At 67.9% G+C, this 19,542-nt stretch carries 11 protein-coding genes; 10 read left to right on the forward strand and 1 reads right to left on the reverse strand.

What is annotated here, in order from left to right:
• The first annotated feature begins 39 nt into the window (after nt 1-39).
• From EU805_RS14985 to glgX, 7 genes are all read left to right on the forward strand, one after another.
• Nucleotides 40-1,038, forward strand: coding sequence for a replication initiation protein (locus tag EU805_RS14985; protein WP_129764788.1), 999 nt, complete (start codon nt 40-42; stop codon nt 1,036-1,038).
• A 172-nt stretch (nt 1,039-1,210) separates the two neighbouring features.
• Complete coding sequence (locus tag EU805_RS14990) at nt 1,211-1,717, forward strand: 2Fe-2S iron-sulfur cluster-binding protein (protein WP_129764789.1); 507 nt, start codon at nt 1,211-1,213, stop codon at nt 1,715-1,717.
• Nucleotides 1,714-2,700, forward strand: coding sequence for a xanthine dehydrogenase family protein subunit M (locus EU805_RS14995; protein WP_129764790.1), 987 nt, complete (start codon nt 1,714-1,716; stop codon nt 2,698-2,700). Before EU805_RS14990 ends, EU805_RS14995 begins: the two co-directional genes overlap by 4 nt.
• Entirely contained in the window at nt 2,697-4,895 is a 2,199-nt protein-coding gene (locus tag EU805_RS15000) for a xanthine dehydrogenase family protein molybdopterin-binding subunit (RefSeq protein WP_129764791.1), read from the forward strand. Before EU805_RS14995 ends, EU805_RS15000 begins: the two co-directional genes overlap by 4 nt.
• Before the next feature lie 138 nt (nt 4,896-5,033).
• Complete coding sequence (gene treZ / locus EU805_RS15005; RefSeq protein WP_165351977.1) at nt 5,034-6,758, forward strand: malto-oligosyltrehalose trehalohydrolase; 1,725 nt, start codon at nt 5,034-5,036, stop codon at nt 6,756-6,758.
• On the forward strand, nt 6,740-8,965 hold the full coding sequence (gene treY, locus EU805_RS15010) for a malto-oligosyltrehalose synthase (RefSeq protein WP_242494189.1): 2,226 nt from the start codon (nt 6,740-6,742) through the stop codon (nt 8,963-8,965). The genes treZ and treY overlap by 19 nt, the downstream gene beginning before the upstream one ends.
• Before the next feature lie 108 nt (nt 8,966-9,073).
• The gene (gene glgX, locus EU805_RS15015; protein WP_129764793.1) at nt 9,074-11,125 is read left to right on the forward strand and encodes a glycogen debranching protein GlgX; all 2,052 of its coding nucleotides are present in this window, start codon (nt 9,074-9,076) and stop codon (nt 11,123-11,125) included.
• A gap of 46 nt (nt 11,126-11,171) precedes the next feature.
• Here the strand turns inward: glgX and EU805_RS17510 are convergent, their stop codons facing one another.
• Nucleotides 11,172-11,486: a polyhydroxyalkanoic acid system family protein gene (locus EU805_RS17510; protein ID WP_165351978.1), complete on the reverse strand. Its 315-nt coding sequence runs from the start codon at nt 11,484-11,486 to the stop codon at nt 11,172-11,174.
• A gap of 205 nt (nt 11,487-11,691) precedes the next feature.
• On the opposite strand from EU805_RS17510, the gene EU805_RS15025 reads away from it, so the two are divergent.
• The 3 genes from EU805_RS15025 to EU805_RS15035 all read left to right on the forward strand — a co-directional run.
• Nucleotides 11,692-13,875: an NADP-dependent isocitrate dehydrogenase gene (locus tag EU805_RS15025; RefSeq protein WP_129764795.1), complete on the forward strand. Its 2,184-nt coding sequence runs from the start codon at nt 11,692-11,694 to the stop codon at nt 13,873-13,875.
• A gap of 171 nt (nt 13,876-14,046) precedes the next feature.
• Complete coding sequence (locus EU805_RS15030) at nt 14,047-18,246, forward strand: ExeM/NucH family extracellular endonuclease (RefSeq protein ID WP_129764796.1); 4,200 nt, start codon at nt 14,047-14,049, stop codon at nt 18,244-18,246.
• 413 nt (nt 18,247-18,659) lie between these two features.
• A partial coding sequence (locus EU805_RS15035; protein WP_129764797.1) for a mannose-1-phosphate guanylyltransferase occupies nt 18,660-19,542 on the forward strand: 883 nt, incomplete at its 3' end.

Raw genomic sequence — 19,542 nt, forward strand, 5'->3', positions numbered from 1 at the left:
TACAAAAGTAAGCGCAAGCACGTAATCAAAAGGTGCACCTTGGCGAAGTCGACGACACCCTACCGCACGCTCGATGCGAAACCCAGCGCCGAGACGCTGATCAAACCGGGCGAACTGGTGGACCTGGTGGAGGTCACGCCGCTGACGTTGGCCGACCGGCGGATCTACAACCAGCTGCTGGAAAATGCCTGGGAGGCGATCGACAAGCCCGTCACCCATGTCATCGCCAAGTCCGAATTGCGCGGCAATCACAACTCCAACGATCGCATCGGCGAGTCGATCGAGCGTCTGATGTCCTCGATCGTGAAGATGGAGGTGCTTTGGGACGGCAAGCCCGCGATCGAGCGGGTCCAGCTTCTGGGCGGCAACGTGGAGATGGCGCGCGGCGACGGGCTCTTCGAGTACGAGATCCCTGCGCGCCTGCGCAAGGTCATCCGCAACTCCACCGTCTTCGCCCGCCTCCAGCGCGAGGTGATGTTCGCCCTGACCTCGAAATACGCCCTCACGCTTTACGAGATGGTGCAGAAGCGCGGGAACCTGCGCTGGAAGTCGTCGGAGAAGTTCACCCTCGACGCCATCCGCGGCGTGCTGGGGGTGCCGAAGGGCAAGCTCACCTCCTGGTCGAACCTGCGGTTGCGCGCCATCGAGCCGGCGGTGGAGGAAGTCTGCGCGCTGTCGGATTACATGGTCGAGATCAGCCCCATCAAGACCGGTCGCAGCGTGACCCATGTGGAGTTGCGCTGGTGGCGCAAGGATGGTGACGCCACCGGCGAGGCAGCCCGCGCGCTCAGCTTCGCCAGCACCGGACGGCGGCAGAAGGCGGCGGAGGGGCGGCCCCGCCCCGGGCACCTCGACACCAAGGGGGCGGCCTTGCAGACCCAGACCTACGAGACGGCGCGCATGCGGTTTCCGGGCTACGACATCTACTACGTCGAAGGCGCCTGGCGCGACTGGGCCAAGGGCCGCGCCCCGGCGGAGGACCCCGACCGCGCCTACCTAGCGTTCTTTCGGAAATTCGCGGAAGCCAATCCGATCTAAGTGGCTGATTGCTCGTTATAAAAGACCCGATTGCCAATTGGCAATCGCGGTTGCCAAGCCGCCCCTCTATCTTGCGGCAAAGCAATGTCCGCGTGATTTGCCGCTCGCTCTCGGAACTGGACCCCGCGGGCGGGGTTGTCTGGGAAACCGGACCGAGCGGAGACCCCCCGAGATGAAGACCACCCTGACCGTCAACGGCACGACCCACGAAGTGGAGGCCGATACCCGGACCTCGCTTCTGGACGCGTTGCGCAACCACCTCGACCTGACCGGCAGCAAGAAGGGATGCGACCACGGTCAATGCGGGGCCTGCACCGTCATCGTGAACGGCCGTCGGATCAACTCCTGCCTGACGCTCGCCTGCATGCACGACGGCGACGAGATCACGACGATCGAAGGCATCGGCACCGCCGAGCAGCTGTCGGAGATGCAGGCCAATTTCGTCAAGCACGACGGCTATCAGTGCGGCTACTGCACGCCCGGGCAGATCTGCTCGGCCACCGCGATGCTGGACGAGGCGAAGGCCGGCTGGCCCTCGAACGTGAGCGGCGACCTCACCGGCACGATCGACCTGACCGACGACGAAATCGCCGAGCGCATGTCCGGCAACATCTGCCGCTGCGCCGCCTACCCCAATATCGTGGACGCGATCCGCGAAACCGCGGAGGGCCGCAAATGAGACCGTTCGACTACATCCGCGCCGAGGCGCAATCCGACGCCACTCGCGCCGGGGCCGAGGGGGCGACGATCATCGCCGGCGGCACTAACCTGCTCGACCTGATGAAGCTTGAGGTGATGGCCCCCGACAAGGTGGTCGATATCACCCGGCTCGACCTGGGCGAGATCGGCGAGGCCCGCGACGGCGGTCTGCGGATCGGTGCGCTGGTTACGAACTCCGACCTCGCCGCCGACATGCGGGTGCGCAAGAACTACCCGGCGCTGTCCTCGGCATTGCTGGCGGGCGCGTCTGGCCAGCTGCGCAACAAGGCCACGACGGGCGGCAACCTGCTGCAACGCACGCGGTGCTATTATTTCTACGACACCGATCAGCCCTGCAACAAGCGCGCGCCCGGTTCGGGCTGCGGTGCCATCGGCGGGGCGAGCCGGTTGCACGCGATCTTGGGCGTCAGCGAAAACTGCATCGCGAGCCACCCCAGCGACATGGCGGTGGCGATGCGGATGCTGGGCGCCTCGGTCGAGATCGAGAGCGAGGACGGCGAGACCCGTGTCGTGGACCTTGCAGAGTTCTACGTGCTGCCCGGCGAGGATCCTTCGGTCGAAACGGTGCTGAAGCCCGGCGACCTGATCACCCACGTCATCCTGCCCGCGCCGCGGGCCGGTCGGCAGACCTATCGCAAGGTGCGCGATCGCGCCTCCTACGCCTTCGCCATGGTATCCGTGGCGGGCCGGGTGTCGGTGCAGGACGGCCGCATCACCGAGGCCGCGCTGGCCTTCGGCGGCATCGGATCGCAGCCCTGGCGCGACGGCCATGTCGAAGAGATGCTGGTGGGCGAAGAACCCTCGACCGCGCTTTTCGCGAAGGCCGCCGATGCGCTGCTGGCCGATGCGGTGACGCAGGACGGCAATGCCTTCAAGGTGCCGCTGACGAAACGCACCCTGATCGCGACCCTCAAGGACCTCACGGCGGAGATTGCGCAATGAAAGACCTGACCGATATTCCGACCGCGAAAGTGGTCATGGACAAGCCCGACACCCGCAATCGCCTCGATCACATGGCGCAGGGCGTCATTCACAAGGGCCTGCCGCGTCCCGATGGCCCGCTCAAGGTCGCGGGAGTAGCGACCTATGCGCACGAGGATCAGCCCGAGGGCATGCTGACCGGCGTGCTCGTCCGCGCGCCCGTGTCCAGCGGCAAGATGACTGGTCTGAATGCCGAGGAGATCCGCGCCATGGACGGCGTGCGCGGCGTCTTCCACGGGAAGACCTTCCTGCGCAATCCCGCGCAGGGCACCGCGAACGAGGCGCCGATCCAGCCCGATGGAGAGATCTTCTACATCGGTCAGCCGATGGCCCTCGTCGTGGCCGACAGCTTCGAGCAGGCGCGCCATGCCGCCAAGACCGTGAAGCTGCAGATCGAGCGTTCGGACGCGGTGACGGACCTGTCCAAGGCAGAGGCGGAGGAGCAGGAGGACCAGTATTCCGCGCAAGGTGATCTGGACGGGGCGATGAAGGACGCGGCCTTCACGGTCGATCAGACTTACCGGACGCCGGGCCATACCTCCAACGCGATGGAGCCGCATGCCGCCATTGCGCAATGGGACGGCAAGAAGCTGACCGTACGCGCGTCCTGCCAGATGCTGAAGTACAACGTGAATGAACTGGCGGATTCGCTGGATCTGGAGCCTTCGCAGGTGCATCTGCTCACGCCTTTCACCGGCGGCGGGTTCGGCGCCAAGCTGGGGATCAGTCACGAAGCGGTGGCCGCGGGCCATGCCGCGATGGAACTGGGCGCCCCGGTCGCGGTGGTCCTGTCGCGCCAGCAGGTGGCGGAAGCGACCATGCGCCGGTCGGAGACCGTGCAGCAGATCCGCCTTGCGGCGGACGCCGAGGGGCGGTTGACCGGGATCGGGCACACCGCGACCGTGTCGAACCTGCCCGACGAGCCCTTTGCCGAACCGGTGACCCAGGCGACCCCCTTCATCTACCGCGGGGAGAACCGCGAGGTCGGCATGAAGGTGAAGCGCATCAACTCTATGGCCGCGGGCTCCGTGCGCGCGCCGGGGGAGGCGGTCGGCCTTACCGCGCTCGAGATCGCTATGGACGAGCTGGCGCGGGCCTCGGGCGTCGATCCGGTGGAGCTGCGCAAGATCAACGTGCCGGAGGTCGATCCCTCCGACGGGCGCGATTTCTCGTCCAACACGCTGGTCGAGGCGCTGGACGATGGCGCGCGCGCCTTTGGCTGGGCGGACCGAGAGACTGGGCGCACCGACGGGGACTGGCTGATCGGTTACGGCATGGCGTCGGCCACGCGGGTGAACATGATCGGCGAAAGCCACGCGCGCATCACGCTGGAAGACGGCAAGGTCCTGGTCGAGACGGACATGACCGACGTGGGCACCGGCACCTATGCGATCCTCACCCAGATCGCGGCGGAGATGCTGGGCGTCGACCCCGCCCATGTGACGGTCGACCTGGGCAACTCTGACCACCCGAAGGCGGCGGGGTCGGGCGGCAGCTGGGGCGCGTCCTCTTCGGGCAGCTCGGTCTTCGTCGCCTGCGAGAACCTGCGCAGTCGCATCGCCGAGGAGATGGGCGTCGAGGAGACGGACCTGACCTTGCAGGACGGCATCGCCCGCGCCGCCAATACCCAGCGGGAGCTTGCAAGCTTCGGGACGCTGGCGGTCGAAGGCGTGATCGACGCAGGGAAAACCGGCGAGGATGTGCGACAGGCCACCTTCGGGTCGTTCTTCGCAGAGGTCGGCGTGAACCGCGTCAGCGGAGAGGTGCGCGTGCGCCGGATGCACGGCTCCTTCGCCGCGGGCCGGATCCTCAACGAGATGACGGCACGCAGCCAGTGTCTCGGCGGGATGACCTTCGGCATCGGCATGGCCCTGACCGAAGAGCTGATGTTCGACCCCCGCGACGGGCATCTCGTGAACAACGACATGGCCGAATACCACGTGCCGGTGAACCTCGACGTGCCGCAGCTGACGGTGAACTTCCTGGAGGAACGCGACCCCTGGGCGAACCCGATGCAGGCCAAGGGCATCGGCGAGCTGGGGATCTGCGGGGCAGGGGCCTCTATCGTGAACGCGATCTACGACGCCTGCGGCGTGCGCGTGCGAGACCTGCCGGCGACCATGGACAAGCTTCTGTCGGGCCTTCCCGATTTGTAAGAGTTCGCGCCTTGGTGCGGGGCAGGGCGGTTGTCTTGCCCCGCACCAGGTCACACGTGTTGACCTATTTCGATTGCCGGTGGCCGGAGCTTCGCTACAGTGTTCCGGCGACGCATTTTTCAGGAAAGACCCACCTTCGTGACATCCGACAAGACGCAACCTTACTGGGGAGCCTGGCCGGCGGGCGAGGGACAGTGGGACTTCGCGCTGTGGTCGCCCGACCGCGACACGCTCGAACTGAAGATCGACGACAAGTTGCATGCCCTGACCAAGGATGCGGAGGGCACGTTCCGCGGGCGGTTTCCGGCGCGGACCGGCGATCGCTACGGCTACGTCCTGGACGGTGTGGTCGTGCCCGATCCCGCGGCGCGCCGGCAGGCGGGAGAGGTCCACGCGATGTCGCTGCTGACGCGCGACCCGCAGGCGCCTTCGCCCTGGCAAGGACGCGACTGGGTCGACACGGCGATGGTCGAAATTCACATCGGCACCTTCACCCGCGAAGGCACGTTTACCGCGGCCGCGGCGAAGCTGGCCGACCTCGCGGCGCTTGGCGTCAACACGGTGGAGGTCATGCCGATCGCCCAGTTCGGCGGCGCCCGCGGCTGGGGGTATGACGGGGTGCTGCCCTACGCGGTGCACCCGGCCTACGGCGCGCCGCAGGACTTCGCGGACTTCGTGGGTGCGGCCCATGCGCTGGGGATCAGCGTCCTGCTGGACGTGGTCTACAACCACTTCGGGCCGGACGGCGCCTACATCCACGGGCTGGCGCCGTCGTTCTTCGACGAAGGCCGCACGACGCCCTGGGGGCCTGCGGTGGATTTCACCAGGCGCCCCGTGCGGGACTTCTTCATCCGCAACGCGCGGATGTGGGTGGAGGCTTTCGGCGTCGACGGGTTCCGCTTCGACGCGGTGCACCAGCTGGTCGATCCGTCCGAGCGGCCGTTCTTCACCGAGCTGACGGAGAGCCTGCGTGCGCTCGATACGATCCGGCCCCTGCACCTGGTGGCCGAGGACGAGCGCAACCTTGCCGCCGACCGCGAAGCAGGCCGGATCGACGCGCAATGGAACGACGATTTCCACCACGCGATGCACGTCCTGCTGACCGGAGAGGACGAAGGCTACTACGCCAATTACGCCGCCGATCCGATGGCCGACCTGTGCCTTGCCCTGGCGGAGGGGCAGGTGGAACAAGGCCAGCCGCGCGTCGGGCCGTCGCGGGGGGCGCCTTCGGGCGATCTGCCGCCGCAGGCCTTTGTGAATGCCAACCAGACGCACGACCAGATCGGCAACCGCGCGCTCGGCGACCGGCTGATCAAGCTGGCGGGGCCCGACGCGGTGCGGATCGCCCATGCGGTGCTGCTGACGGCGCCCTACGTGCCGATGCTCTTCCAGGGAGAGGAGGCGGGATCCTACGCGCCCTTCCCCTTCTTCGCCGACTTCGAAGGCGATCTGGCCGAAGCCGTCCGGTCGGGCCGCAAGGAGGAGTTCAAGGACTTCGGCGGGTTCGCGGGGGAGTTGCCGGATCCGCTCGATCGCGCGACCCGCGACATGGCGCGCCCCTACGACGACCTGCCCGAGGACGCCGACGACTGGCGGCGGCTGACCGCGCGGCTTCTGGGCTGGCGCGCGACGCAAGTGCTGCCGCTCTTGCGCAGCGGCCGGGCGGAGCCTGCGCGGGTGCGCGCGACGGGCCCGTGCTCTGCCGTGGCAAGCTGGGCCTTCGAGGCCGGCACGCTCGATCTTGCGTTTCACTTCGGCACGGTGCCGGACACGCCCCACCTCTGGCCCGACAGTCCCGAGCGGTTGACGCTCGGCGCGCCGGGCACCCCTTTCGGATTTTGCGCATGGACGACCAGCCGATGATCCCCCTGACTTCCACCTACCGGCTGCAGATGCGCGGCGGCGTGACCTTCGACGTGGCGCGCGCCTTCCTGCCGCACCTGGCGGACCTGGGGATCAGCCATCTGTACCTGTCGCCCATCTTTACGGCACAGGACGGATCGACCCACGGCTACGATGTGACCGATGCGAACGAGATCGACCCCGCCCTGGGCGGCGAGGCCGGTTTCCGGCGGCTGGCCGAAGAAGCGCAGGCCGCGGGCCTGGGCATCGTCATCGACATCGTGCCCAACCACATGGCGTTTTCGCTGGAGACGCCCTGGCTGCGCGACGTGCTGCGTCACGGTCAGAGCAGTGTCTATGCCGGGCATTTCGACATCGACTGGTCCGAAAAGTTGGTGCTGCCGTTCCTGGAAGAATCCTTTGCCGAGGCGCTGGCCGCGGGCAAGGTCGGCGTGGGCCGGGCGGAAGACGGGCCCGTGATGACCGTGGGCGAAGGGCTGGCGATCCCGCTGGCCCCCGGCACGACGACGGCGGACCTCGACGCGATGCACGCGGCACAGGCGTGGCAGCTGACCCGCTGGGAACGCGAACGCGACAGCATCACGCACCGCCGGTTCTTCAACGTGACCGGGTTGATCGGGATGCGGGTGGAGGACGAGACCGTTTTCGAGGACATGCACGCCAAGGTCTTCGAACTGGTCGACGCAGGGCTGGTGCAGGCGCTGCGGCTTGATCATATCGACGGGCTGGCGGACCCGGGCGGGTATCTCGAGCGGCTGAAGGCGCGGGTGTCGGTGCCGATCTGGGTGGAGAAGATCCTGACCGGCGACGAGGAGCTGCCCGACTGGGGCCTGGCCGGCACCACCGGCTACGAGGCGGCGCGCAAGATCGCGCAGGTGCTGACGGATGCCAAAGGGCAGGCGCGGATCGTCGAAGCCTGGCGGGCGGCGACGGGGATCGAGGGCGCGTTCCACGACGCCGTCTCCACCGCCAAGAACGAGGTGCTGCGCCAGGATCTCGCGGCGGAGCTGCACGGGATGATCGACCTTGCCTCCGCCGCCTGCGAGGCGGACGCCCGGGCGCAAGGCGCCGAGGCGCTGCGCGAGGCTGTCATCGCCTTGCTGGTCGCATTTCCCCGGTACAGACCCTATTTCGCGGCCGGTACCGCGCGGGACGAGGACCGCGCCCTGATGGCCGACGTGGCCGACGACGCGGCGGAAGAGCTGCGCGACCGCAAGGTGCTCGACCAGTTGGCGGGGTTCATCACCGATCCCGGGACCCCCGCCGCGCGGGCCTTCCAGGTGCGCTTCCAGCAGGTGACCGGCGCGCTTCTGGCGAAAAGCCACGAGGATACCGCGGGCTTCCGCTGGAACGCTTACCTGGCTGCCAACGAGGTGGGCGCCGATCCCGATGCGCCGACCGTGACGCCCGCGGAACTGCAGGACTGGCTGTCGCGACGCGGACCGCTTGCGATGACGCTGACCTCGACCCACGACACCAAGCGCAGCGAGGACGCGCGTGCGCGGCTTGTCGCGATCTCTCATCTGCCGGACGACTTCGCGGACCTGGTGGCGGCGGTGGACGCGCTCGACGGGGCGACGGAGGCGAGCGCCAACGACCGCTGGTACCTGACGCAGGCCGCGCTGGCGATCTGGGGCGAGCCGGACTTCGAGACACGGCTGCGCGATCACATGATCAAGGCGCTGCGCGAGGCCAAGGTCATCACCAACTGGGTCTATCCCGACGAGGACGCCGAGGCGAAGGTGCTGGACCTGATCCCCGGCCTGGCGGCGGGCTGGGGCGGCGAGGGGCTCGATCGGTTGGTCGCGCGGGGCGAGGTGCTGTCGCTCATCCAGGTGGCGCTGAAGCTGGCGATGCCGGGGGTGCCCGATATCTACCGCGGCTGCGAAGGCCCGCATTTCGCGCTGACCGATCCCGACAACCGCCTGCCCGTCGATCTGGAGAGCCTGCGTGGCTTGCCCCAGGCGGAAGGGTTCGCGGGGCAGAAGGCGCGCCTGACGCAGACCCTGCTGCGCCTGCGCCGCGCGGAGCCTGCCTTCTTCGAGACCGCAGAGACGCGGATCGAGGCGACCGACACCGGCTTTGCGCTGACCCGGACGGCGGAGGGTCGCCACTTGCGCGTGACCTGCGATCCGTCGGGGGCAGGGCAGGGGGCAGGGAGCCTCGTGCCCGAGGCGTTGCCCGGCCTGCGCATCGATTTCGGCTGAGACTGCGCGGCTTTGCGCGACAGGTCCCCGGCCCGTGGAACGCGGGCCGGGGTTGCACGTTGACACCGGTCCCGGATCCCCCGGCTCCCGCACCCGAAAGTTGCCACGATGAAAGACAATCTGCCCGGTTTCGACCAGTCCCTCGCCCGTCCCGATGCCCTGGGGGCCGAAGCTTACGACGAAGGGACGAACTTCGCGCTCTATTCCGCCCATGCCGACCGGGTGGAACTGTGCCTCTTCGACGAGTCGGGCCAGCAGGAAACCGCGCGCATGGACCTGCCAGAGATGGAAGGCGGCGTCTGGTACGGTTTCGTGCCGAACGTCGGCGCGGGCCAGCGCTATGGCTACCGGGTCCACGGCGCCTACGCGCCCAAGGAGGGGCACAGGTTCAACCCCAACAAGCTGCTGCTCGACCCCTACGCGCGCGCGCTGATGGGGCGGATCGACTGGGACGACGCGCTGTTCGGCTACAAGGTGGGCGAGGACGACCTGAGCTTCGACGAGCGCGATTCGGCGCCCTTCATGCCCAAGGGCGTGGTGGTGGAGGACCGGTTCGAGTGGTCCGCCAAGGAGACGCTGAATCACCGCTGGAAGGACACCGTTATCTACGAGGCCCATGCCAAGGGGCTGACGATGCGCCATCCGGGCGTCGCGCAGGCGGACCGGGGCACCTTCGTGGGCCTGTCCGCCGCGCCGGTGATCGAGCATCTTCAGAAGATCGGCGTCACCGCGATCGAGCTTCTGCCGATCCACGCCTTCGTGCAGGACCGCCACCTGCTGGAGAAGGGCCTGTCGAACTACTGGGGCTACAACACGCTGTCGTTCTTCGCGCCGCACCAGCATTACATGCAGGGCTGGGACATCTCGGAGGTGAAACGCGCCATCGACCGCTTCCATGAGGCAGGGATCGAGGTGATCCTCGACGTGGTCTACAACCACACCGCCGAAGGGTCCGAGATGGGGCCGACCCTGTCGTTCCGGGGCATCGACAACGCCAGCTACTACCTGGCATCCGAGGATCCGCGCTACGTCTACGACGTGACCGGCACCGGCAACACGCTGAACGTGGCGCATCCGATGGTGATGCGCATGGTGCTCGATTCCCTGCGCTACTGGGTCGAGCGGATGAACGTCGACGGCTTCCGCTTCGATCTGGCCAGCACTCTGGGGCGCGAGCCCACAGGGTTCGAGCGCGGCGGCAGTTTCTTCGCCGCGATTCGGCAGGACCCGACGCTGAGCCGCGTCAAGCTGATCGCCGAACCGTGGGACGTGGGCGACGGCGGCTACCAGGTGGGCGGTTTCCCCTGGCCGTTCCGCGAGTGGAACGACAAGGCGCGCGACGACATCCGCGGCTTCTGGCGGGGTGACGACGGCCTCGTGCCGCGGATGAGCGAGCGGCTGTCGGGCTCTCCGGTGCAATTCGGGCACGACCTGCGCCCGGCCACGAGTTCCATCAACTTCGTCGCCGCCCACGACGGCTTCACCCTGTGGGACACGGTCGCCTACGCCGAGAAGCACAACGAGGCCAACGGCGAGGACAACAACGACGGCCACGGGCACAACATCTCTGACAACCTCGGGGTGGAGGGACCGACCGACGATCCGCAGATCATGGAAGCCCGCAAGCGGCGGGTGCGGGCAATGATCGCGACGCTGGCGGTGAGCCAGGGCGTGCCGATGATCCTGGCCGGCGACGAGATGGGCCAGACCCAGAAGGGCAACAACAACGCCTATTGCCAGGACAACGAGATCGCCTGGATCGACTGGGAGGCGGGCGATCCCGAACTGATCGAGGCGACCGCTCGCGCCTTCGGCTGGCGGCGTGCGTTGCAGGGCTTCGTCGATCCGCGCTTCGGCACCTCCGACCCGGCGAGCGACAAGCGCACGCTGTGGTTCCACCCCGAGGGACGCGAGATGACCGAAGGCGACTGGGCCGACGGGGGTCTGCGCGCCTTTGCCAAGCGGGTCATCGGCGCCGAATACGGCGAGGTCTTCATCGTGCTGAACGCGGGCGAGGATCTGATCTTCACCCTGCCCGAGGGCGAGTGGTTCCTGCGGCTCGACAGCACGCGGAACGTCGACAGCCCCACGGTCTCCGGCGAGGTGGAGATCGCGGCGCAAAGCGTCGTCGTGCTGACGCGAGACGGCGCGATCGAGTAACGCGCCGTCCCTGCCGCGGGGCGCGCCGCGGTCCGGGGCAGGGGGGTCAGGCGGCGGGTTTCGCCAGCATCCGGGTGATGGCGTCGGTGACCATGTCGGCGATCTGGCCCTTCATCAGGGCCATCATCGCGGGGATGCGCACTTGGCCGTCAACGCTGGTGTCGGTCAGACGGCTGTCCACGGTGACCTGCTGACCCATCAGCCCGATGTCGAGTACCATGCCGTCCTCGCCCACGCGCCGCGCGTCGACCGTGCCGCCGGGAGGCAGCTTGCCGCGTAGCTTGGGCACGCCGGCAAGCAGCCGGGCGGTGGCCTCCTCTCGCGGCAGGGAGTGGGGGACGGTGAAATCTACCTTGGGCATGCGCGGTCCTGTGATCTGCCGGTGCGGCGGGGATGCGGCACCGGCGTCACCAGTGACGGGGCGCGGGGCGAAAATCCAGTGGCGACCGCCGTGACGCCGCGGCGCGGTCACGTCCCGGCGCGTGCTGCGCGGGACCTCGCGGCGATGGACGGCGGGTTTCAAAGGCGGTAGGTCCGATGCGACCGACGCACGAAAGGACCGCCCCATGGCCAGGATCATCTACACCAAAGTCGACGAAGCCCCGCAACTGGCGGCGGCGTCACTTCTGCCCATCGTCGAACGCTTCGCCGCCGAGGCCGGGCTTGAGGTGGAAACGCGCGACATTTCCCTGGCCGGGCGCATCCTCGCCACCTTTCCCGAGCGGTTGACCGAAGAACAGCGCCAGTCCGACGACTTGGCCTGGCTGGGCGATCTGGTGAAGACGCCGGAGGCCAACGTGATCAAGCTGCCGAACATCTCGGCCTCGGTCCCGCAGCTGAAGGCCGCGATCCAGGAACTGCAGGGGCAGGGCTACGATCTGCCCGACTACCCTTCGGATCCGCAGACGCCGGAGGAGGCGAAGATCGCCGGGCGCTACGACGCGATCAAGGGGTCTGCCGTGAACCCGGTGCTGCGCGAAGGCAATTCCGACCGGCGTGCGCCTGCGGCGGTGAAGGCCTTCGCGCAGGCCAACCCGCACCGGATGGGCAAGTGGACCGCAGACAGCAAGACGCGGGTCGCCACGATGGGCGAAGACGATTTCCGCAGCAACGAGCAGTCGGTGACGCTTGCCCAGGCCGCCATCCTGCGGATCGAACATGTCGCGGGCGAGACGGTGACGGTCCTGAAGGACGGGCTGAAGATGCCCGAGGGGACCATCGTCGACGCGACCTTCATGTCCGTGACGGCGCTGCAGGCCTTCTACGACAAGACCATCGCCGAGGTGGCGGAGGAAGGCACGCTCTTCTCGCTGCACATGAAGGCCACGATGATGAAGGTCTCTGATCCGATCATCTTCGGTCACGCGGTGCGCGCCTACCTCAAGCCGGTGTTCGATGCCCACGGCGACACCTTCCGCGAGCACGGGATCGATCCCAACGGCGGTCTGGGGTCGCTGAAGACGCAGGTGGCCGAGCTGCCGAACGGTGACGAGATCAACGCCCAGATCGACGCGGCGCTGGCGAAACGCCCGCCGCTTTACATGGTGAATTCCGACAAGGGGATCACCAACCTGCACGTGCCGTCGGACGTCATCATCGACGCGTCGATGCCCGCCGTGATCCGCGCGGGCGGCAAGGGCTGGGGCCCCGACGGGGAAGAGGCGGACACGACCTGCGTGATTCCCGACAGCTCCTACGCGGGCGTCTATGCGGAGAGCATCGATTACTTCAAGGACACCGGCGCGCTGGATCCGGCCACCGCGGGCACCGTACAGAACGTCGGCCTGATGGCGCAGAAGGCGGAGGAATACGGCTCCCACCCCACGACGTTCGAGATCCCCGACGCGGGCACCGTGCGCGTGATGGACGGCGAGACGGAGCTGATGTCCCACACCGTGGAAGCCGGTGACATCTGGCGCATGGCCTCCACCAAGAAGGCGCCGATCGAGAACTGGGTCGAGCTTGCCATCGAGCGGCAGGCGGCGGAGGAGTGCCGTGCGATCTTCTGGCTGGACGAGACCCGCGCCCACGACCGCGAGCTTCTGGCCTACGTCCGCCCGATGCTGGATGCCAAGGGTGTCGCAGGCAAGTTCGAGATCATGGCCCCGATCCCCGCCACCCGTGCGTCGTTCGAGGAAATTCGCGAGGGCCGCACCTGCATTTCGATCACCGGCAACGTGCTGCGCGACTACCTGACCGACCTGTTCCCGATCCTGGAGGTCGGCACCTCGGCCAAGATGCTGTCGGTGGTGAAGCTGATGCAGGGCGGCGGCCTGTTCGAGACCGGGGCAGGGGGGTCCGCGCCCAAGCACGTCCAGCAGCTGATGGAAGAGAACCACCTGCGCTGGGACTCCCTGGGCGAGTTCTGCGCGCTGGGGGAATCGCTGCGTTTCGCCGGCGGCGACCGGGCCCGGATCATGGGCCGTGCCGTGGACGACGCGACCGAGAAGCTGCTGGCCAACGGCAAGAGCCCGGGCCGCAAGGTGGGCGACGACGACAACCGCGCCAGCCACTTCCACTTCGCGCTCTACTGGGCGCAAGCGCTGGCCGCGCAGACCAAGGACGCGGATCTTGCCGCGACCTTCGAGCCCATTGCCGAGGAGCTTTCCGCCAAGGCCGACACGATCCTGGCGGAGCTGAAAGCGGGCGCGGGCCAGCCCGTGGATCTTGGCGGCTACTACCACGGGGATGCGGAAAAGATCGCGGCGGTGATGCGCCCCTCGCCCACGCTGAACGCGATCATCGGCTGAAAACGGCAGGCCGCCGGGCGGATTTTCGCCCGGTGGCCGCCTTGCCCGAAATTTGACCATTCGATCAAACCAAGGCGGGATTCGGGCAGGTAATCCGCCAAAAGTGTTGCAAAACCGTTAAGCACTTCTGTCAAATAGCCGCGTGACACATGCTTATCGGGGAACACGCGCATGGCTTTTTTCAAACTCGGTCTGAAATTCGGGGGCTTCGGCCCGTCGGTCGTCAACGGCTCGGCCGGGCGTGACATCCTCTTCGGTGGCTTCGGCAACGACGTGCTGCGCGGCAACGGCGGGCGTGATTACCTGTTCGGCGGCTTCGGCACCGACACGGCGGTCTTCTCGGGCGGGGTCGAGGATTACGCGATCGAGACGCGGCGCGGCAAGCGGGCCGAGATCACGGACGAGAACGGCGACACCACGCGCACGTTCGGGGTCGAGCGGCTCTATTTCGAGGCGGACGACTACACCGTCGACCTGACGGGCGCGAACAATGCCGTGCTGGCGCGTGACGATGCCCGCGCCGTGGGGGCCGATGCGCCCGCGCTGCTGACGGGTCTGCTGGACAACGATTACGACTTCGACGGCGATGCGCTGACGATCACCGGGATCGACACCTCGGACACCGTGGGGACGGCGACCCTGAACGAGGACGGCTCGATCTCCTACGACGCGGGCGGGGCCTTCGACAGCCTGGCCGAGGGAGAGACGGCGACGACCACGCTGACCTATACCGTGACCGACGGGCAGGGCAGCACGAAGACCGCGACGGTGACGATCACCGTGACCGGCGTGAACGACGCGCCGGAGCTGACCGTGGCCGACGCGACAGTGGACGAGAACACGACAGCGGTGCTGACCGCCGCGGCGCGGGACGTCGACGGCGACGACATCACCTACACGATTTCCGGCACCGACGCCGCGCGCTTCACCATCGACCCCGAAACGGGCGTGCTGGCCTTCGCCGAAGCCCCCGACTTCGAGGCGCCGGGGGATGCGGACGGCGACAACGTCTATGACCTGACCGTGACCGCCAGCGACGGCAAGGGCGGCGTGGACAGCCAGGACATCAGCGTGACCGTGGCGGACGTCGACGAAGCGCCCGCCGTCACCGCCTATTTCAACGAGATCCACTACGACAACGCGGGCGCCGACGAAGGCGAGTTCGTCGAGATCGCGGGCACCGCGGGGGCCGATCTGACCGGCTGGACGGTGGCCTTCTACAACGGCTCGAACGGAACGGTCTACCGCACCGAGGCGCTGACCGCCCTGTCGGGGACCGACGGCACGGGCTACGCCGTCGTCACCGGCGGGTCGATCCAGAACGGATCGCCCGACGGGATGGCGCTGGTCGATGCCAGCGGCACGGTGGTCGAATTCCTGTCCTACGAAGGCACGCTGACGGCCGTGAACGGTCCGGCGACGGGGCTGACCTCGACCGATATCGGCGTGGAAGAGGGCAGCGATACGCCCGTCGGCTTCTCTCTGCAGCGGCAGGCGGACGGCACCTGGGCCGCCCCCGCGCCAGAGACGCCCGGCGCCGCCAACGACGCCGACGACACGCCGCCCGCTGAGGTCGAGGTCTACATCAACGAGTTCCACTACGACAACGCGGGCGCGGACGAAGGCGAGTTCATCGAGATCGCGGGCACCGCCGGCACCGACCTGACGGGCTTTTCGCTGGAGCTGGTGAACGGCAGCAACGGCGCGGTCTACCGGACGGTTGCGCTGGACGGCACCCTGTCGGGCACCGGCGGCACCGGATACTTCAGCGTCTCGATCCCGGGCATCCAGAACGGATCGCCCGACGGGATCGTGCTGGTCGGCCCCGATGGCGCCGTGGTCGAATTCCTGTCCTACGAAGGCACGATGACCGCGACCTCGGGTGCGGCGGAAGGTCTGACCTCGACTGATATCGGCGTGTCGGAACCCGGTGACACGCCGGTAGGCTTTTCCCTTCAGCGCAACGCGGACGGCACCTGGGACGCCCCGCGCGAGGCGACGCGGGATGCGGCCAACGACGCCGGCGCCCCGGCCGACGCGCCGCGGATCAGCGAGCTGGCGGTGAACACCTCCGGCACCGACTGGGAGTTCGCCGAGATCTCGGGCACGCCCGGGTTCTCGCTCGACGGCTACCAGCTGGTGCAGGTGCGCGGCGTGCCGGCCACGAATGGCGCGGGAGAGATCACCGCGACCGCGGGCGAGGTCTACAACGTCATCGACCTGTCCGGCACCATCGGCGAGACCGGCTTCTTCCTCGCCGCTTCGCCACAGGCGGAGGCGACCTTCTCGGTCACCGGCGACGTGGCAATTTCGAACAACACGTTCCTCAACGCCTCGTCGAGCTTCCTTCTGGTCAAGGATGCGGGCCTGAGCCGCGGGGACGATTTGGACCTCGACGACGACGGCACGGTCGACGTGGATGTGACGGTCGTGGACTCCGTGGCCCTGACGCAGGGCGACGATCCGGTGCTTTATTCCGAAACGGTGGTGGGACCGGACGGGTCCTTCCTGCCCGCGGGAACGGAACTGCAGGACGACGGCAGCTACCGGATCACCAGCTTCGGCGATCCGTCGGATTATTCGCCCACCGCCGGAAACACGCCGCCCCCGCCGCCGCCGCCCACCGGGACGGTGCTGATCTCGACCGTGCAGGGGGAGGGGGCGGAATCCGCCCTTGCCGGGGCCACGGTCACGGTCGAAGGCGTGGTCACGGCGCTCGTCGCCAACGGGTTCTACCTGCAGGAGGAGGATTCCGACAGCGACGGCAACGACGCGACCTCGGAAGGAATCTTCGTCTTCACGGGCGGCGCGCCGAGCGTGGCGCTTCTGGACGTGGCCGAGGTCACGGGCGAGGTCAGCGAATACTTTGGCTTCACGCAGGTCGCGGGTGATCTGGTCACGGTCACCGGGACGGACGTCATGCCGACCGCCGCCGCGCTGACGCTGCCCTTCGCCACGGACGTCGACCTGGAAAGCGTGGAAGGCATGCGCGTCACGCTGTCCACCTCCGACGGGGGCGATCCGCTGACCGTGATCGAGAACTACCAGCTGGGCCAGTTCGGCCAGTTCGTCGTGAGCGAGGGGATCCAGTACAATCCCACGCAGCTTTACGACGCGCAGACCCAGCGGGCGGAGATCGACGCCCTCTTCGCGCAGAACGAGGCGAACCGGATCCTGATCGACGACGGCTCCTCGGCGCAGAACCCCGACGAGTTCACCTTCATCCCCAACCAGACCGCGGGGGACAACGGGAACGGCTACCTCGATTCCTCGGACACCGACGGGACGCTGCGGCTGGGGGCCGAGATCACCCAGCCGATCGAGGGGGTGATGAACTTCAGCTTCGGCGAATACCGGATCATCCCGACCGAGCAGCTTGCGATCGACGAGAGCACGAACTCCGGCGCGCGGCAGGCGAGCCCCGACGACGTAGGGGGCAGCCTGAAGGTGGCCAGCTTCAACACGCTGAACTACTTCACCACGCTGAACGAGCGCGGGGCGGAGACGGCCGCGCAGTTCGACCGGCAGGAGGCGAAGATCGTCAACGCGATCCTGTCGCTCGACGCCAGCGTGGTCGGCCTGCAGGAGATCGAGAACAACGGCTTCGGCGAAGGCTCGGCCATCGACACGCTGGTGGATGCGCTCAACGATGTGGCGGGGGCGGGGACCTGGGCCTTCGTCGATCCGACGCAAGACGGTGGCCGGATCGGCACCGACGCGATCACGACGGGCATGATCTACCGCACCGACGACGTGACGCTGAATGCCTCGGACTTCCTGGTGTTCGACGACGGCGGCACGCAGCGCAACCGGCCCGCCATCGCCGCGTCCTTCACGGACAACGACACCGGCGGGACGTTCACGCTGGCCAACAACCACTTCAAGTCGAAGGGCGGCAGCGGATCGGGCGGTGACGCGGACATCGGCGACGGCCAGGGCAACTTCAACGAGACCCGCACCGAAGCCGCGGAGCAGCTCGTGGCCTGGCTGGACAGCGATCCCCTGGGCAGCGGCGATCCCGACTACCTGATCATCGGGGACCTCAACGCCTACATGCAGGAGGACCCGGTGCAGGCGATCGAGGCGGCGGGCTACGTCAACCTGCTGGAGCAGTTCATCGGGTCGGAGGATGCCTTCAGCTTCACCTTCGACGGGCAACGCGGCGCGCTCGATCATGCGCTTGCGACCGCCTCGATGGCCGAGCAGGTGACGGGCGTGATCGAGTGGCACGTGAACTCGCCGGAGCCGAGCCTGCTGGATTACCGCAATGGCGATTTTTACGACGCCGACGCGCCCTGGGCCGCCTCCGACCACGATCCGCTGGTGGTCGGCCTGAACCTGACCGGTGACGATGCGACGTTCCTGAGTTGAGCGAGGCGCGTCCGGCCTTCGGGCCGGACGCGGCGGGGGCCTGGATGGTCACCAGGAGGATCAGGTTCGTGCGACCGCTGACTGTTCCTCCCCGCCCTTCGATCCATTCCGCGCTGACCGGACCAGGGTGGAACGGGTCGATCGGCGCAAGCGGACTGCGCGTAGGGGTTCCCTCTTCGGCGCGGACGGCGGTCGATCCGATTTCAGCGGCTCGGACCGGCCATGGTCGGAGCCGCGCCTCGCCCTGCGCTTTGATGCCCTCATGAGGATTACGGACGACTTGCAACACCCGTTGCAGTGGTGTCTGCGGCTTGGTGACGGCGATAGGCAGTTGCGTGCCACGATGCTATCGTGCCCCTGTTTCAAGATCGCGTATCGCCCGACGGACCGTTACCCATGCCCGAGCCTGCTTTGTGACTGCCCCGATCACCCCCGTCATCCTTTCGGGCGGCTCCGGCACGCGGCTTTGGCCGCTCAGCCGCGCGAGCTATCCCAAGCAGTTCGCGCCGTTGATCGGGGAGGACAGCCTGTTCCAGGCGTCGGTCATGCGGCTGGCGGAGCCGGAGTTCGCGGCGCCCCTGGTGGTGACCACCGACGAGTTCCGTTTCATCGTGACAGAGCAGATGGCCGCCCGCCGGATCGACCCGGGCGCCGTGCTGATCGAGTCGGAAGGGCGCGACACCGCCGCCGCCGTGCTGGCCGCGACGTTGCAGGCCGCGAAGGGCGATCCCGCGGCCCTTGTGCTGGTGGCACCGTCGGACCACCTGATCCCCGATGCGGGCAGCTTCGCCGCCTGCGTCGCCGCCGCGCGACCCGCGGCCGAGGCGGGGCGGATCGTCACCTTCGGCATCCGCCCCACCCGGGCGGAGACGGGCTACGGCTACCTCGACCCCGAAGGCGCGGGCGAAGGCCCGCAGCCCCTGAAGCGCTTCGTCGAGAAGCCCGATGCGGCAACCGCGCAAGCGATGCTCGACGACGGGCATCATTTGTGGAACGCGGGCCTGTTCCTGTTTCGCGCCGACGTCATGCGCGCGGCCTTCGAGGCGCATGCCCCCGAGACGCTCACCCATGTCGCGGCCGCCATGCAGCAGGCGCGGTGCGATCTGGGCTTCACCCGGCTGGCACCCGAGCCCTGGGCGCGGATCGACCCGATCTCGATCGATTACGCAGTGATGGAGAAGGCGGACAACCTCTCGGTCATGCCCTACGACGGGGCCTGGTCCGATCTGGGCGACTGGACCGCCGTCTGGCGCGAGACGGAAGACGCCGGCCTCGCCACGAAAGGCCCTGCGCTTG

It is taken from the genome of Salipiger sp. IMCC34102 (assembly GCF_004145405.1).
GTDB lineage: Bacteria > Pseudomonadota > Alphaproteobacteria > Rhodobacterales > Rhodobacteraceae > Loktanella.

Coding starts and splice junctions, on each gene's coding strand:
- EU805_RS15030 (WP_129764796.1), top strand. CDS start 14,047: ATGGCTTTTTTCAAACTCGGTCTGAAATTCGGGGGCTTCGGCCCGTCG.
- glgX (WP_129764793.1), top strand. CDS start 9,074: ATGAAAGACAATCTGCCCGGTTTCGACCAGTCCCTCGCCCGTCCCGAT.
- EU805_RS14995 (WP_129764790.1), top strand. CDS start 1,714: ATGAGACCGTTCGACTACATCCGCGCCGAGGCGCAATCCGACGCCACT.
- EU805_RS15025 (WP_129764795.1), top strand. CDS start 11,692: ATGGCCAGGATCATCTACACCAAAGTCGACGAAGCCCCGCAACTGGCG.
- EU805_RS14990 (WP_129764789.1), top strand. CDS start 1,211: ATGAAGACCACCCTGACCGTCAACGGCACGACCCACGAAGTGGAGGCC.
- EU805_RS17510 (WP_165351978.1), bottom strand. CDS start 11,486: ATGCCCAAGGTAGATTTCACCGTCCCCCACTCCCTGCCGCGAGAGGAG.
- EU805_RS15000 (WP_129764791.1), top strand. CDS start 2,697: ATGAAAGACCTGACCGATATTCCGACCGCGAAAGTGGTCATGGACAAG.
- treY (WP_242494189.1), top strand. CDS start 6,740: ATGGACGACCAGCCGATGATCCCCCTGACTTCCACCTACCGGCTGCAG.